The following is a 12,380-nucleotide window of genomic DNA, read 5'->3' as shown; positions in this document are numbered from 1 at the left end:
AGTCGCCGAGGTGCGCGGCCCGCGCTGGAACCTTCACAGCCGGCCCGGTCCCGCTGTGGGCACGCCCGGTGCCGATTCCGCCGCCAGGACCAGGTCGCGGACCGCGGTCGAGACCGCTTCGTTCCGCGCGGCCGGGATTTCCGTCAGCAGCTCGGACAGCGCGCGCTGGCGTCGGCCGACAACTCCGGCGACGACCTCACGCCCGGCAGCGGTGACCTCCATGGTCACCACCGTGCGACGGTGCTCGTCCTCGCCGCGCACGACGTACCCGTGCGCCTCGAGCTTGTCGGCCAGCCGGGTGACCGACGACGCGTTCACGCCCATCGCCTCGGCGAGCCGGGAACACGGCACGCGTCCCAGGCTGTCGAGCACCACCAGCAATCGCACCTGCGGGAAGGTCACGCCACGCGGGGCGGCGTGCGCGCTGTCCCAGGCCACGGCCACGAGCACGCGAGTCAGCCGCTCGAGATCGGCCACGTCATCCGACAAACCTTGCATAGTGCAAAAGTTGCTATAGACAAGGCTTCAGGTCAAGGGTGTGTTCGGTCACCAGGGGTTCCTCCCCGGGCGCCGGTTTTGTCGGTGATCTTGGCTAGGGTGGGGTTCGGCGACGCGGAGGTGAGCCGGTGGAGCACCACCCACTCCGGGGCAACCCCGGGGAGCAGCACGACACGTACCCACAGCGCCCCGCGCAGCGGCGGCACGCTCCGCGTGCGAGACAGCGCGGATGAACGGAGAACGAGTCGCCTCCGCGTCGCTGCTCGAACCGATGCCGGTGTGGCGATGGCCGGTCGCCCGGTGGACCACGTTCGACGAATGCGCCGCCGCCCTCGACCTCACGCCGGGCGAACTGTCCTGGTTCGCCGACGAACGCGGCTGGCACCGGCGGTCCAGGCCGGTGCTGCGGCACTACCGCTACCGCTGGATCCCCACGTCCACCGGCGGCGCGCGGCTCATCGAGCAGCCGAAACCCCGGCTGGCCGAGGTGCAGCGCCGGGTCCGCAGGCACGTCCTCGACGCGCTGCCGGTCCACGAGGCCGCGCACGGTTTCCGCCGCGGCCGCTCGATCCACACCTGCGCCCGTCCGCACGCCGGACAGGACATGGTGGTGCGGCTGGATCTGGCCGGCTTCTTCCCGACCGTGACCGCCACGCGGGTGCGGTCGCTGCTCGACCTGGCCGGTTACCCGCCTGCCGTCGCGGCCGCCATCGCCGGGATCCTTACGACGCGCACGCCGGTCGACGTCCTGCGCTCCGCGCCCGCCCGATCGGCCATGCTGGGCCATCTCGCCGGCACACATCTCCCGCAAGGCGCACCGTCGTCGCCCTCGGTCGCCAACGCGGTCACCCATCACCTGGATCGCCGGCTTTCCGGCCTCGCCGCCGTGCTGGGCGCGAACTACACCCGCTACGCCGACGATCTGGCCTTCTCCGGCGACGCGAGCCTGCCGCTGCACCGGCTGCTGCCGGGCGTCCGGCGGATCGTGACCGACGAAGGCTTCCGCCTGCGTGACGATAAGACGTCAGTGAAACCGGCTTACCGGCAGCAGCGCGTCGCCGGGTTGGTGGTGAACGCCGCGCCGGCTGTCGCCCGCGCCGAGTACGACGAGTTGCGGGCCGTGCTGCACAACTGCGCCCGCACCGGCCCGGCGCCGCAGAACCGCGCGGAGCACCCGGACTTCCGCGCGCACCTGCTGGGCCGGATCGCGTGGATCAGCGCCACGAACGCGACCCGCGGCACGAAATTGCGCGGCCTGTTCGACCGGATCGACTGGTCGTGAACACGCCGGTTCAGACCGATAACAGGCTGAGATTCCGCTCCATCTCGGCCCACCATCCGGCCGCCGGAACATCCCGCGGCTGAATCATCGAGGCTTTGACCAGAATGTCGGGCCGGTTTTCTCGCCAAGCGTAGGAAAAAAGCTCGTCATAATGCACCCGGGGAAGCCATCCCTGTTCCCGGCCCGCTTCCAAACGCATGAGCTGCCGAGCAAGATCCATGCTGCTTCGCTCACAACTGCGAAACGCGCTCGAAAACCTTTGCACGGCCGCCGCGTCACCCCGCCGAACCGCCTGGCAGGCAAGGAAAAGCGCCGTCACGGCCAGGACGTCCGACCGATGCACCCCGCCCTCCGCCGCCAGATGTTCCGCCAGCTGAAAACTGCGCTTCCGCCGCCCCAGGCGCACCATTTCCGCCAGAGCTCGCTGCTGCCGAATGAGATATTCGTCTTCCCACAGGTTCTGCACAGCGTTTCCTCCCCTGCGCCCGGTCCCGACCCAGGCCGCTTCCCGGTACAGGATGCTCCACCAGGGTGACAGATACGTCGGCGACACTCAGCCGTTCGGAGCAAAATATCACCCAGGGGCATCGACAGTACCCGACCGCGCAAGTCCGGGAATCCTTGTTGCGCCTCAGGAATCGGGCGACTCTGGGTGGTTGACGGGAGTTCGGGAAGCGGGCCGGTTTCCGCATCGGACTCGCCGCCTGGGTTGGGTTGCCGGTGCAGATGGGGTCGGTTGCTGCGGAATCCGCATTCTTTGGACGACCGGCCTTAGTGGACACCCGTGTGCGAGCGGGGGCGGTAGTTGCGAAACGCTTTCACAGCAAGGGCTTGTTGCCTGCAAGCGGAGCGGGCCTCCGGGCGGTTCGCGTCTTGGCTGCCTTGGGCGGCGTGGTTTTCGGGTTTGATTTACGGGCTCGATTTCACCCGTTTGGCGCAGTCGGGGGCGCAGGATCGGGGTGGGCTGCTCTCAGGCGAGCGATGAAGCGTTGGGAGGGAAGGCTTGCGCGCGGAAGGAGCTCGGCACACGGCGGCCGGACGGCACGCGGAGCGGGGGAATCTAGGGCGGGGCAATTGGCGGCTTGGCAACGTGAAGAAGTTTGCGGTGCCAAGCCTGAGTTTGCTCAGGCACGATCCAACCCCCGCCAGATCCCGCGGAGAACTGAGTTGCTCGGGCAAGGACGCGACCCCCACCGGGCACCGGGCACCGGGCACCGGGCACCGGGCACCGGGCACCGGGCACCGGGCACCGAGGTTCGTTCAGCCAAGCTGCAGCCCCGCAAGGTCGCCAGGCACACTCAACCGCCCGGTCAGCCCGTCGCTGACCGAACTCCCGGCGGGGTTACCCCACCCGCCAGTGTCGAAACCCCCGCATCGAACGCCGGGCCGTCCAGCCCCTCACAACCCGGCCGCAGCCAGCCCGGCCCTCCCCAGGGCCAGGCTGGCGCATCAAACCATCCCGCAACCGGCCCGCACCGGCAGCGGCGTCTTCCCCCGGAACCTCGGGACAACCCGGCGGAACCGGAGCGCCTCAGGCGACCTCGGTGCGGCTGCCGCCGGGGGCGTGCAGCCCCAGCATGTCCAGCAGCAGGGCGCATTCCTGCGCGTCCTTGGCCCGCGACGCGACGGCCAGCGCTGCCTTGCGGCGGCGTTCCTCCTGCCGGGCCGCGTCCGTGTCGTCCACGAGGTCTGGCGCCGGGTGCAATCCGGTGGTCAGGTCTCGCATGGTGGCTCCTCCCCGATCGGCGTGGGCGCGGGTTGTCCGCGCTCCCTGCACACCCCTTCAACGGCCGACCCGCACCGGATGTTCCGATGACTCCGGTCACGTCAGCCAGTCAGGCCAGAATGGCACACGACAGGAGCCGCCGGGCGCGGTGCCGGAAACGGGCCGTGCGCTGGGGGGAAGTCCGAGAGTCCTAAGTGGACACAGCGGGAAAGCGCCCATTCGGGTGGCATGAGTGGCCTCACCCGGCCGGGCGAGCCACTATCCACGCTGTGCATCCCGACCGGCGCCCCGTGCGCACCGCTCTCGTCGGGATGACTGTGCTCGTCCTCGGCGTCCTCACCGCGCTCCAGGCGCCGAATCTGCCGATCATCGGCGACGGCACCGCGTATGCCGCCGAGTTCAGCGAGGCCGCGGGGCTCCAGACCGGCAACGACGTGCGGGTCGCGGGGGTGAAAGTCGGCCGGGTGTCGGAGGTTTCGCTCGACGGCGCGTCCGTCCGGGTGTCGTTCCGGGTGTCGGGGGCGTGGCTCGGGGACCGGACATCCGCGTCGATCCGGATCAAAACGTTGCTCGGGCAGAAGTATCTCGCGCTCGATCCGGTCGGCGTCGGGTCGCTGGATCCGGACACTCCGATTCCGCGCGACCGGACCACGGTTCCGTATGACGTCCTGCCCGCGTTCCGGCAGCTGGCCACGACCGTCGACGCCATCGACACCACTCAGCTCTCACAGAGCTTCCGCGCCATTTCCGACACGTTCGCGCACACCCCGGCCGACGTCCGCGCCACGCTGACCGGACTGTCGCGGCTGTCCGATTCCCTCTCCGCCCGCGATACGAAACTGGCTCACCTTTTGGCTCAGGCACGCACGGTTTCCGCCACTCTCGCCGACCGCGACACCCAGCTGACCCGGCTTCTCACCGACGGCAACCAGCTGCTGGACGAGGTACAGAAACGCGAATCGGTTATTCAGTCACTGCTCGACGGAGCCCGCCGGTTGAGCAGCGAGGTGTCCGGACTCGTCGCCGACAACGACCGCGAACTGGGCCCGGTGCTCGCCCAGCTCGACCAGCTCACCGCGTTGCTCGAACGAAACCGCGTCTCGCTCGCGGACGGAATCCGCGAACTGGCCCCGCTCGTCCGCTTCGCCGCGAATCTCACCGGCAACGGCCGATGGATCGACGGTTACCTGTGCGGCCTGATCCTTCCCGCGATCGGACCGGTCAACGAGCACGGCTGCTTCAGTCCATGAGCCCCGGCCCGCCGGTGATCCGCACGGTGACCTGGTTGTCGTTGTACGTGTAGGCCTCGTAAGAGAACTCGACGCCGGTCTTCTCGACGTGCTCGGTCCACGCCCGGTACTCGTGCCGTTTCCAGCCGGGGAAGTTGAAGAACTCGTCGAAGTGCACAATGCTGCCGACGCGCAGCCGCGGGCCGACGTTGTCCAGCACCGTCTTCGCCGAGCTGTAGAGATCGCCGTCGACGTGCACGAAATCGACCGGACCGGAGTGCTTCTCGAGGAATCCGGGCAGGCTGTCGGAGAACAGTCCGACGACGAGTTCGGCTCCCGGCACGTCGGGCAGATCGTCGCGGGCGAAGGCTCCGGCGGGCATGCCGTTGAGCCACGCCTCGGGCAGGCCGTCGAACGAATCGAAGCCGTACACCTCGGTCGCCTCGCGCGCGGCGGCGATGGTGCGCAACGTGTTTCCGGACGCGACGCCGAACTCCAGCGCCATCCCGCCGGTGGGCGCGAGGGAAAGCGCATATTCCAGTGTTTCCTTCGGGCTGCCGAAATGCTGTGCCCCGATCAGGCTTTCGCGCGCGAAGACGTTGCTCTCCAACGCCGCGTCCTGATCGCCGGCGTACACGATGTCACGACGGCTGCGGATCTCGAACTCGACCACGCGGTCCAGCAGGCGATCGCCCTGCCGGACGACCTCCGACCGCAGGTCCTCGCGCGTCCGTTCCAGTTCCGCCCGCAGTTCGGTGATCTGCTCGGCGTGCGGATCGTGCAGGCGGGCCGCGGCCCGGCGCAGCACCAGGCCGGCCTTCCGGCGCAGCGCAGGGCCCAAAGTCCTTGTCGTCAGCCGATCTTGGCTTTCCTGGTTCATCCCGGGACGATAGCGGACAACCGGAAACCCGTCCGAACTGCCCGGTCTACCCGGAAGCCGCCGACCGCCTGACCACCGCGGATCCTTGTGCCGCCGCGCATAACGTCGCGTTTCCTTCTCCGTCCACTGTGTACAGATCACAGCGGCACGTTGCCCGCGAACGGCTTTCTTGGACGACCGTCGCTTCCGCCCGCAGCAGCACGCCGTCCGCGGGAACGAGGTAGTCGATGGAAAAGCCGCTCGTCAGCAATTGCGGACCGAGCACGGTTCCGGCGGCGAAGGTGAGCGCGTTGTCGGCGGCGTAGGCGAGGACGCCGCCGTGCAGATAGCCGTTCTGCTGCCGGAGCTCGTCGCGGACGTCCAGTTCCAGCACCGCCCGTCCGTCGCCGAATTCCTCGAGCCGCGCGCCGAGCAGAACGCTGAACGGTTGCGCGGCCAGCCCGGCGCGCGCGAAGTCTATGTCCATTTTCAGTCCTCACTTCAGTAGTGAAGTACTTCAGTAGTGAAGTGAGGATGGCGGCGCGGAGAGAACACTGTCAAGATCCCCGCATGGCCGCCGACGAACGTCTTTTCTTCCTGCTGCAGAGCGCGGCGCACCGGCTGCGCGTCGAGGGCGACCGCCGCTGCCTCGCCGCGGGCGGCGTGACGACCGCGCAGCTCGGCGCGCTGCTCGCGGTGCACGACCAGCCCGGCCTCACCCAGCGGGAACTGGCCACTGAGCTGGGCCAGCGCGAATCGGCGATCACCGCGATGACCGGACGGCTGGTCGACGCGGGGCTGATCGTCCGGCAACCGCATCCGGAACAGCACCGGGCGCTGGTCCTGGACCTGACGGCGGAGGGGAACGCGACGATCGCCCGGTTGCGGCCGGTGATCGAGTCGTTCAACCGCGAGTTGCACGCGCTGCTCGGGGACGTGTTCGGGCCGACCAGCGAGGCGTTGCGGTATCTCGCTGGCTGGCCGGGCTGACGCGACCCCAAGCCACGTCCATACTGCGCACGCTGGGTGAACCCGCTAGCCGATGCGCCTTCTGCGGGATGCGACTGTGCGTGAGGGGAACCCTGACGGAATCAGATTCCCTGAGGGGCCCCCTCACGCACAGTCGCGGAAGCGCGCCGGGCAGCGTTAGGGGCCGGTCCGGGTGCCAGGCCGCCCAACGCACCGGCTAGCTTCACCAGATGTCACCCGCCACACGCGCCCCCGCTGCCTCGCGGCAACGTGCGGGCCGCACCATGTCCGGTGTGACGATCATGGCGGCCCGGCTCTGGTGGGCCTGGCAGACGGTCCGGTCCGCAGGCGTTGCTTACCTCGCGGCTCAGCGTTCGGAGCCGTCCCCGCCCTGTTCGGCGAGGAATCGTTCGAACTGCGAGCCCAGTTCGTCCGCGGTCGGCATGTGTTCCTGCGATTCGGCGAGCAGGCTGTGCCCGGACGCTTCGGTGAACGTGTCGTACTGACGTTCCAGCGCGCGCACCACGTCGGCGGATTCCTCGGATTCGGCGACCTGACGGTCGATTTCCGCCTTGGCCACCTCGGCGGCGGTGCGAAGTTCGCCGTCGGGCAGGCGCAGGCCGGTGGCCTTGCCGATCGAGTCGAGGATCGTCAGCGCGGCGGCCGGGTAGGTCGACTGCGCCAGGTAGTGCGGCACGTGCGCGGCGAAGCCCATCGCGTCGTGGCCCCATTCGCCGAAGCGGTACTCGAGCATCGCGGCGGCGCTGCCCGGGACCTGCATGCGGTTCGGCAGCGGCTGGTGCTCGCCGACCAGGTGCTCGCGGGTCGCGTGCGCGGTGACGCCGAGCGGGCGCGTGTGCGGGGCGCCCATCGGGATCCCGTGGTACCCGACGGTGAGCCGCACGCCCCAGCGTTCCACCAGCTGCCGCACGGCGGCCGCGAACAGCTCCCATTCGCGGTCCGGCTCGGGGCCGGACAGCAGCAGGAACGGGATGCCGTCGTCGTCGTGCAGCAGCCGCACGACCAGCTCGGGGGCCTCGTATTCCTCCCAGTGGTCGACCGCGTAGATCATCGACGGGCGGCGCGACCGGTAGTCGATGAGCCGGTCGACGTCGAACCGCGCGATGACCCGGTTCTCCACCTCACCGGCCAGGTGGTCAGTGACCAGCCGCCCGGCCGACCCCGCGTCCATGAAGCCCTCGAAGAAGTGCAGAAGCACCGCTCCGTCCAGGTCGGGGACGTCCGAGTCCACCTCGTACAGTTCCTCGGGATCGAGTCCCACCGGATCCTCCTGCTGCTCGCTTGCACGGACGTACGCGATACAACGCGGCCCGGCTGCGAATCCATCCCGCGCGCGGCCGAAATAGTAACGCCCCGCACTCACCAGCCACCCCGGATCGGGGCATCGTGACACTTGTCGTGGGCATCGACCCCCGCGCTCAGGCACTCTGAGCACGTGAACATCGAGGAATCCACCACGCTTGAACTGCGGCTGCGCCCGCCCGAACACCGGGTGAGCCGCCGGGCGATCGGCCACTGGGCGGCGTCCGCGGGGGCGGGCTGGCTGCTCGTGCTCGCGGTGCAGGCGGTGGTGGTCGCGACCGCGGACGACCCGCCGTCGTGGCTCACGGTGACGCTGCTGCTCTCCTGCGTGCTGGCCCCGCTGCATCTGCTCGTCATGCCGCAGTGGCGGTACCGCGTGCACCGCTGGGAAGTCACCGGCGAGGCCGTCTACACCCAGTCCGGCTGGCTGAAGCAGGAGTGGCGGATCGCGCCGATCTCGCGGATCCAGACGGTCGACGTCGAACGCGGCCCGCTGGAGCAGCTGTTCGGGCTGGCCCGGCTCACCGTCACGACCGCGTCCGCCGCCGGGCCGCTGCGCATCTCCGGACTCGACCGCGACGTCGCGGTCGCGCTCGCCGACGAGCTGACCCGCACCACCCAGGCCGTGCGCGGGGACGCGACGTGAACGCGACCGCACCCTCCGCGCCCGTCTCGGCCGAAGGCGCCGGCGACGCGCCCTGGCATCGTCTCGATCGCCGAATGTTGTTGATCCGCCCGGTTCTCGACCTGGTGAAGTCGCTGCCGGTGCTCGTCGGCGCGCTGGTGCTCGGCCACGGGAACTACTGGCAGTGGATCGGTCTCGTCGCCACCGCGGTGACGATCGGGGTCGGCATTTCGCACTGCCTCACCTCGCGCTATCGCGTCACCGCGACCCAGATCGAATGGCACACCGGATTGCTGCTGCGCAAGCAACGCGCGATTCCGCTCGATCGAATCCGTACCGTAGACGTGCTTTCGGAACCGAAACATCGGCTTTTCTCGCTGTCTGCGGTACGAATCGGTACCGGACGCCATGATCACGGAAAAGGTCCGGGCAAGGACCAGCTGGTGCTCGACGCGGTCACCCGCGCCGAAGCGCAGCGGCTGCGGACCCTGTTGCTGCACCGGAAACCGGCGGAAACCGAAGCGGCGCAACCGCCCGAGTCGCTCGTCGCCGAGGTCGACAAGCGCTGGGTGCGCTACGCACCGTTCACGTTGTCCGGACTCGCGGTGGTCGCCGCGATCCTCGGCACGGTCTATCACTTCGCGCATGAACTGCACTTCGATCCGACGAGTTTCGGGCCGCTCCGCGACCTCACCGCACGCGCGCTTGAACAACCGGTGTGGCTCACCGTGGTGCTGGCCGCGGCCGGGCTGCTCGTGCTGGTGTCGGTGCTGTCGGTCGGCGGATACGTGTTGTCGTTCTGGAACTTCCGGCTCACCCGCGAACCCGGCGGCACGCTGCACATCCGGCGCGGGCTGATCACGACGCGGTCGGTGTCGATCGAGGAGGACCGGTTGCGCGGCGTCGAGATCAAGGAACCGTTGCCGCTGCGGATGGTCGGCGGCGCGAAGTGCGTCGCGGTCGCGGCCGGACTGCGCGAGGGCAAGGGCGCGGACCGCGGCGGCGGCCTGTTGCTGCCGCCGGCTCCTGCCGGGAAAGCCCGGGAGATCGCGAGCGAGGTGCTCGGCGAGGACTTCGCCAATGTCCCCCTCGTGCGGCATTCGCGACGCGCACTGACCCGCCGCATCACCCGCGCTGTGTTCGCTGTGCTGGCGCTTTCGGCCGCGCTGTTCGCGCTGGCCCGGCTCGATATCCTGCCGGAATGGCCGTGGCAGGCCGCGCTTGTGCTGCTGCCGTTCGCGGTGCTGGCCGGCTTCGACCGGTACCGCTCGCTCGGCCACGCGATCACCGGCCGGTATCTGGTGACCCGTTCCGGGTCGCTGGCCACGGTCGCGGTCCGGCGTGACCGGCTCACCGGGATCGTCGTGCAGCAGTCGCTGTTCCAGCGGCGGGCCGGGCTGGTCACCGTCATCGCCCCGGTCGCCGCCGGTCGCGGGCACTACCGCGTGCTCGACGTGGAGCAGGGCGCCGGGCTCGCGCTCGCCGACGCCGCCGTTCCCGGATTGCTCACGCCGTTTCTTGCTGTGTCAGAAAAACCGTGACCTGTGGTAATTTACCGACGCGTTCGTGACTGAATTCGGTGCTCCTACGGAGAGGTTTCAGGATGTCTGAACCCGGACTCCGTCGCACGGCCGGCGCCAACAGTTCCCGGAAAGTGCTCCAGTTGCTGTTGTCGTTCACCGAACAGCGCTGGGAGGCCAGCGTGGCGGAACTCGCCGAGGTGGTCGGCAGCCCGGTCGCCACCACCTACCGCTACGTGCAGTTGCTGAAAGAGCTGCAGCTGCTCGAGGAGTCGCGGTCCGGGCGGTACCACCTCACCAGCCGCGTCATGCCGCTCGCGCGCGCTGCCCGGCTCGCGAACGACCTGGCCAGGGTGGCGCGGCCGCTCATGGAGGAGGCGGTGCGCGAACTCGGCGAGACTGTGCTGCTTTTCCAGCACTTCGGCGACGTCGCGGTGTGCAGCGACCGGGTGGAATGCGACCGCCCGATGCGGTTCACATTTCAGCCGGGGCATTCGACCCCGCTCGGCGTCGGCGCGACCGGGAAGATGCTGCTCGCCCTCCTTCCCGACGGCGAACGCGAACGCCAGGTCGCCCGGATCTCCGCGGAACGCGGCGCCGAGGTGCGCGACGACCTCAAGGACGCGCTGGCCAACCGCTACGTGCAGAGCTGGGGCGAGATCGAGGACGGCGTGTGGTGCTGCTCGGTGCCGGTCGACGTCGACCGGCACCGGCCGAGCGTGCTGACGTTCGTCGGACCGGCCACCCGCATCGGCGACGCGGAGCGCGAACGGGCGATCATGGCGTTGCGCGGTTACGCCGGGCAGATCGCAAAAGCGATTTCCGAGTACTCCGTGTAGCCGTAAAGTCGGGCCGGTGATCCGTCTCGCTGTCCCTGCCGATCTTCCTGCGCTGCCTGACCTCGAACGTGCTGCGGGAGAACCGTTCCGGGCCGTCGGCATGGCCGAGATCGCCGATGACGCACCGCCTTCGGTCGACGAGCTCTCGGTGTTCCAGTCCGCGGGCCGCTGCTGGGTTTGGGACGACGGCGGGACGATCGCGGCGTACGTGCTCGCCGATGAGGTCGACGGTTTCGGTCATGTGGAACAGGTTTCGCTGCTGCCGGGCCACGCGCGCCGCGGATTGGGGCGGGCGCTGATCGAGACGGTCGGGGCGTGGGCCGCGGAGCGCGGGCTGTCCGGGCTGACGCTAACGACGTTCGCCGAGGTGCCGTGGAACGCGCCCTACTACGAGCGGCTCGGGTTCCGCGTGCTGGCCGACGAGGAGCAGGGTCCGGCACTGCGGGAGATCCGGCGGGCAGAGATCGCACGGGGGCTGGACCGGTGGCCTCGGGTGGCGATGATGCGGTCTGCCCGCGTTTCTGGTGTGGGATAAGCGGTTTCGGCGCTGTTCGGGCTGATTCCGTTGGGGTCGCCCGCGCCCGGATCAGTCGGACAGTCCCGCGTTGGAGCAAGCGAGCTCGCGACGCTTCCGACTCGCTCCGGCCGCTGCCGGAACTTCACTCGCCGCCGCTCGCCTCGTCGGCCAACCCGACGATGTCTCGCGGGTTTTTCTTGCCGGGCTGGCGGTCTTTTCGCGTCAGCCGCGCGTGGGTCGCTCGGGAGGGGGACCTGGATTGCCGCGGGAATCGAACACGTGTTCTACTGGATGGGCCGGCCCCGGAGGGGGAAGCTCCGTGGGCCGGCACCCAGGCAGAACGTGTCCGTCGATCGATCCCCAGGAGGCAGTGTGGCGGTCAAGATCACCCACCTCGCCAGTGGTCAGCAGGTCCGCTTCGCGAACGCGGACGGCGCCCGCCGGTATGCCGAAATCATGGGCGGCGGAGTGGACAAGTGGCGGTTCACGATCGTCCCCGGCGACAGCGGGGCTCCGGGGATGCCCGCGGCGGTCGTCAACGTGCCGGTGTGGCGGACTGTGGCTCGGTGATTGCGGCCCCGGCGATGGGCGGCTTTCGGCGGTGGCTCGGTGGGCTCCCGGTGGTTGCGGCCCGGCAGCGGGCGGCTTTCGCAGAGGGCTCGGTGGCTTCCGGGGATTGCGGCCTGGCAGCGGGCGGCTGTCACCGGCAGCTCGACGGCCCCCGGTGAGTGCGGCCCGGCAGTGGACGGCTGTCGCCGAAGGCTCGACGACCCCCGGTGAGTGCGACCCGGCAGCGCGCGGCTGTCGCCGAAGGCTCGGTGGCTTCCGGTGATCGCGGCCCGGCAACGGGCGGCTGTCACCGGTGGCTCCCGGTGATTGCCGCCCCGCGACCGGTGCCACTCCCCGACGGCTCCCCGGCGATCGTCGCCCGGCCATCGGCGATCCTCCCCGCTGGCATCCCGTGATCGGCGTCCAGCGACCGGCGGCACCGTC

Annotated in this window: 14 protein-coding genes; 8 read left to right on the top strand and 6 right to left on the bottom strand. The window is 69.6% G+C overall.

All coding sequences use genetic code 11. The features are described from left to right. Positions 1-33: 33 nt before the first annotated feature. On the bottom strand, positions 34-477 hold the full coding sequence (locus FKO37_RS11065) for a MarR family winged helix-turn-helix transcriptional regulator (protein WP_235146747.1): 444 nt from the start codon (positions 475-477) through the stop codon (positions 34-36). A 250-nt stretch (positions 478-727) separates the two neighbouring features. Here FKO37_RS11065 and FKO37_RS11060 point away from each other — a divergent pair, with 250 nt between their 5' ends. Further along, on the top strand, positions 728-1,780 hold the full coding sequence (locus FKO37_RS11060; RefSeq protein WP_134669818.1) for a reverse transcriptase family protein: 1,053 nt from the start codon (positions 728-730) through the stop codon (positions 1,778-1,780). 10 nt (positions 1,781-1,790) lie between these two features. Here FKO37_RS11060 and FKO37_RS11055 read toward each other — a convergent pair whose 3' ends face one another. After that, a complete protein-coding gene (locus FKO37_RS11055; protein WP_205670308.1) occupies positions 1,791-2,246 on the bottom strand; it encodes a hypothetical protein in 456 nt (151 codons plus the stop codon). Between the two features lie 1,065 nt (positions 2,247-3,311). Next, positions 3,312-3,506: a hypothetical protein gene (locus FKO37_RS11050; protein ID WP_037715467.1), complete on the bottom strand. Its 195-nt coding sequence runs from the start codon at positions 3,504-3,506 to the stop codon at positions 3,312-3,314. A gap of 311 nt (positions 3,507-3,817) precedes the next feature. Here FKO37_RS11050 and FKO37_RS11045 point away from each other — a divergent pair, with 311 nt between their 5' ends. Continuing rightward, positions 3,818-4,756 (top strand): MCE family protein, encoded by a 939-nt coding sequence (locus FKO37_RS11045; RefSeq protein ID WP_238608253.1) that lies wholly within the window; start codon positions 3,818-3,820, stop codon positions 4,754-4,756. On the opposite strand, the gene FKO37_RS11040 is transcribed toward FKO37_RS11045, so the two are convergent. Both FKO37_RS11040 and FKO37_RS11035 read right to left on the bottom strand, forming a co-directional pair. Beyond that, positions 4,746-5,615, bottom strand: coding sequence for a class I SAM-dependent methyltransferase (locus FKO37_RS11040; RefSeq protein WP_238604394.1), 870 nt, complete (start codon positions 5,613-5,615; stop codon positions 4,746-4,748). The genes FKO37_RS11045 and FKO37_RS11040 overlap by 11 nt on opposite strands. Positions 5,616-5,661: 46 nt before the next feature. Further along, positions 5,662-6,081 carry a PaaI family thioesterase gene (locus FKO37_RS11035; RefSeq protein ID WP_238604393.1) on the bottom strand — a complete coding sequence of 140 codons (420 nt, stop codon included), beginning with the start codon at positions 6,079-6,081 and terminating at the stop codon, positions 5,662-5,664. Between the two features lie 83 nt (positions 6,082-6,164). Between FKO37_RS11035 and FKO37_RS11030 the strand changes: the two genes are divergently transcribed. Further along, the gene (locus FKO37_RS11030) at positions 6,165-6,584 is read left to right on the top strand and encodes a MarR family winged helix-turn-helix transcriptional regulator (protein ID WP_238604392.1); all 420 of its coding nucleotides are present in this window, start codon (positions 6,165-6,167) and stop codon (positions 6,582-6,584) included. Between the two features lie 346 nt (positions 6,585-6,930). Here the strand turns inward: FKO37_RS11030 and FKO37_RS11025 are convergent, their stop codons facing one another. Next, positions 6,931-7,845, bottom strand: a complete 915-nt coding sequence (locus FKO37_RS11025) for a proteasome assembly chaperone family protein (RefSeq protein ID WP_037817066.1) — start codon at positions 7,843-7,845, stop codon at positions 6,931-6,933. Positions 7,846-8,019: 174 nt separating this feature from the next. Between FKO37_RS11025 and FKO37_RS11020 the strand changes: the two genes are divergently transcribed. The 5 genes from FKO37_RS11020 to FKO37_RS11000 all read left to right on the top strand — a co-directional run bounded on the left by FKO37_RS11020 (position 8,020) and on the right by FKO37_RS11000 (position 11,957). Next, entirely contained in the window at positions 8,020-8,532 is a 513-nt protein-coding gene (locus FKO37_RS11020; RefSeq protein ID WP_238604391.1) for a PH domain-containing protein, read from the top strand. A gap of 74 nt (positions 8,533-8,606) precedes the next feature. After that, positions 8,607-10,052: a PH domain-containing protein gene (locus tag FKO37_RS11015; protein ID WP_238604390.1), complete on the top strand. Its 1,446-nt coding sequence runs from the start codon at positions 8,607-8,609 to the stop codon at positions 10,050-10,052. Positions 10,053-10,114: 62 nt separating this feature from the next. After that, the gene (locus FKO37_RS11010) at positions 10,115-10,870 is read left to right on the top strand and encodes an IclR family transcriptional regulator (RefSeq protein WP_051729280.1); all 756 of its coding nucleotides are present in this window, start codon (positions 10,115-10,117) and stop codon (positions 10,868-10,870) included. Between the two features lie 16 nt (positions 10,871-10,886). Beyond that, on the top strand, positions 10,887-11,405 hold the full coding sequence (locus FKO37_RS11005; protein ID WP_238604389.1) for a GNAT family N-acetyltransferase: 519 nt from the start codon (positions 10,887-10,889) through the stop codon (positions 11,403-11,405). A 354-nt stretch (positions 11,406-11,759) separates the two neighbouring features. Then, positions 11,760-11,957, top strand: a complete 198-nt coding sequence (locus FKO37_RS11000; RefSeq protein ID WP_037715481.1) for a hypothetical protein — start codon at positions 11,760-11,762, stop codon at positions 11,955-11,957. Positions 11,958-12,380 lie beyond the last annotated feature (423 nt).

This window comes from Amycolatopsis sp. Poz14, assembly GCF_006704225.1.
GTDB lineage: Bacteria > Actinomycetota > Actinomycetes > Mycobacteriales > Pseudonocardiaceae > Amycolatopsis > Amycolatopsis nivea.
This window is presented reverse-complemented; position numbering and strand designations above follow the sequence as displayed.

Bases quoted from the DNA above. Each gene is read 5' to 3' on its own strand.
- FKO37_RS11060 (WP_134669818.1), top strand. From the start codon at position 728: ATGAACGGAGAACGAGTCGCCTCCGCGTCGCTGCTCGAACCGATGCCG.
- FKO37_RS11050 (WP_037715467.1), bottom strand. From the start codon at position 3,506: ATGCGAGACCTGACCACCGGATTGCACCCGGCGCCAGACCTCGTGGAC.
- FKO37_RS11045 (WP_238608253.1), top strand. From the start codon at position 3,818: ATGACTGTGCTCGTCCTCGGCGTCCTCACCGCGCTCCAGGCGCCGAAT.
- FKO37_RS11040 (WP_238604394.1), bottom strand. From the start codon at position 5,615: ATGAACCAGGAAAGCCAAGATCGGCTGACGACAAGGACTTTGGGCCCT.
- FKO37_RS11035 (WP_238604393.1), bottom strand. From the start codon at position 6,081: ATGGACATAGACTTCGCGCGCGCCGGGCTGGCCGCGCAACCGTTCAGC.
- FKO37_RS11030 (WP_238604392.1), top strand. From the start codon at position 6,165: ATGGCCGCCGACGAACGTCTTTTCTTCCTGCTGCAGAGCGCGGCGCAC.
- FKO37_RS11015 (WP_238604390.1), top strand. From the start codon at position 8,607: ATGTTGTTGATCCGCCCGGTTCTCGACCTGGTGAAGTCGCTGCCGGTG.
- FKO37_RS11010 (WP_051729280.1), top strand. From the start codon at position 10,115: ATGTCTGAACCCGGACTCCGTCGCACGGCCGGCGCCAACAGTTCCCGG.